This is a genomic window from Halorubrum sp. AJ67 (assembly GCF_000513435.1).
In genome coordinates this window covers 41,330-43,388 of the sequence record NZ_CBVY010000015.1, presented here as the reverse complement: position 1 = coordinate 43,388, position 2,059 = coordinate 41,330, and the positions used below count along the sequence as shown (strand labels likewise).

The 2,059-nt window shown below is 69.7% G+C and carries 2 protein-coding genes and 1 pseudogene; 2 read left to right on the top strand and 1 reads right to left on the bottom strand.

What is annotated here, in order from left to right; translation table 11 throughout:
- On the bottom strand, positions 1 to 397 hold a 397-nt coding region (locus tag BN903_RS11735), incomplete at its 3' end, for a DHH family phosphoesterase (protein ID WP_048077903.1).
- A gap of 153 nt (positions 398 to 550) precedes the next feature.
- Here BN903_RS11735 and BN903_RS11730 point away from each other — a divergent pair.
- Positions 551 to 1,888 (top strand): O-acetylhomoserine aminocarboxypropyltransferase/cysteine synthase family protein, encoded by a 1,338-nt coding sequence (locus BN903_RS11730; RefSeq protein WP_048077902.1) that lies wholly within the window; start codon positions 551 to 553, stop codon positions 1,886 to 1,888.
- Positions 1,889 to 1,892: 4 nt separating this feature from the next.
- Positions 1,893 to 2,059, top strand: a pseudogene (locus tag BN903_RS16920) (homoserine O-acetyltransferase); the annotation flags it as partial.

Genomic DNA, 2,059 nt, shown 5'->3' with positions numbered 1-2,059 from the left:
GCTCGCTCGCGCCGTCGATCCCTTCGAGCAGGGGGTTGAGGTGGTACCGCGTGTCGCGGTCGGCGGGCTGGTGGTGGTCGGCGACGACGGGGACGAAGTCGCCGGCCGCCTCGTGGTCGGCGATGATGTCGAGCTGGCCGGAGCCGAAGTCGGTGAAAAGCACCACGTCGAACTCGCGGGCGGCGATGCCGGCGATCGAGTCGGCGTCCAGCTGCTTCTCGAAGACGACCTCGTGGTCGACCCCGGCCCGCGCGAGCGCGGTGGAAGCGATCGCGGCGCTCGTGATCCCGTCGGCGTCGATGTGGGAGGCCAAGAGGACCCGGTCGGCCTCGCGCAGGCGGTCGGCGCAGTCGGTCGCGCGGTCGGCGAGGTCGGGGACGGGAGCGGCGACTGCCATTACCACCGGTTGGAGCCCGATCGGCCATAAACGCACGCTTCGGGGAGACGGGAGCGGCGCGGTCGGCGGAACGGGACCACCGACCCCGTCGAAGGGGGCATCAATTGCCGTAACTGACGGTTATAGAAGTTTGTGGACGTATGAGCAACAAACATGACACGTGGGTTTTCCACCCGGAGTCTCCACGCCGGAGCCGAGCCCGACTCGGCCACCGGTGCCCGCGCCACGCCGATCCACCAGACGACCTCGTACGTCTTCGACGACGCGGACACGGCGGCGGAGATGTACGCGCTCCGGGCGGAGGGCCACATCTACTCCCGGCTGTCGAACCCGACGGTGAACGTCTTGGAGGACCGGCTGGCGGATCTCTCGGGCGGGTCGGACGCGGTCGCGACCGGGTCGGGGATGGCAGCGTTCGACGCGATCACGACCGTCCTCGCGAGCGCGGGCGACAACGTCGTCGCCAGCTCCGAGATGTACGGCGGCACCGCCGCGTACCTCACGAGCATCGCGGGCCGCCGGGGGATCGAGGCGCGGCTCGTCGACACGCTCGACTACGAGGCGTACGCGGACGCGATCGACGGCGACACCGCGTTCGTCCACGTCGAGACGATCGCGAACCCCTCGCTCGTCACGCCCGACTTCGAGCGGCTGGCCGACATCGCCCACGACCACGCGGTCCCGCTCGTCGTCGACAACACGTTCGCGACTCCCTACCTCTGTCGGCCGTTCGAACACGGTGCTGATATCACGTGGGAGTCGACGACGAAGTGGATCACGGGCAACGGCACCACTGTCGGCGGCGTCGTCGTCGACAGCGGGCAGTTCCCGTGGGACCACCCCGACGCCGACTACGACGAGCTGGACGGCGAATCGCCGGCGTTCCCGATCGACTTCGTCGAGCAGTTCGGCGACGCCGCGTTCGCCAACGTCGTCCGCCAGCGCGGGGTGCGCCCGACCGGCGGCCAGCAGTCGCCCTTCGACGCGTGGCAGACGATTCAGGGGCTCAACACCCTCCCGCTGCGGATGGAGCGGCACTGCGAGAACGCGCGGCGGGTGGCCGAGTTCCTCCGCGACGACGACCGCGTCGACTGGGTGTCGTACCCGAGGTTCGAGGACCACCAGAGCCACGGCAACGCCGCCGAGTACCTCGACGGCTTCGGCGGGATGGTCACCTTCGGCGTCGACGGCGGCTACGAGGCCGCGAAGACGTTCTGCGAGTCGGTCGAGCTGACGAGCTTCCTCGCGAACATCGGCGACGCGAAGACGCTCGTCATCCACCCGTCCTCCACGACGCACGCGCAGATGGACGAAGAACAGCAGCGGCTGGCGGGCGTCTACCCCGAGATGCTTCGGCTCTCGATCGGCATCGAGGACCCGGAGGACGTGATCGCCGACCTCGACGCGGGGCTGGCCGCGGGCGAGCGCGCGGCGGACGGGGAGAGCGTGGACGAGGGGAGTGCGGACGGGAGCGACGGCGAGGGGGCCTGATCCGATGAGCGCCGTCCCGACCGACCACGGCGTCGCCTCGCTCGGCGAGTTCACCTTCGAGTGCGGGCAGTCGGTGCCCGACTTCGAGGTCGCCTACGAGACCCACGGCGAGTTCGACGGCGACAACGTCGTGTTAATCTGTCACGCGCTCACCGGCAGCCAGAACGTCGC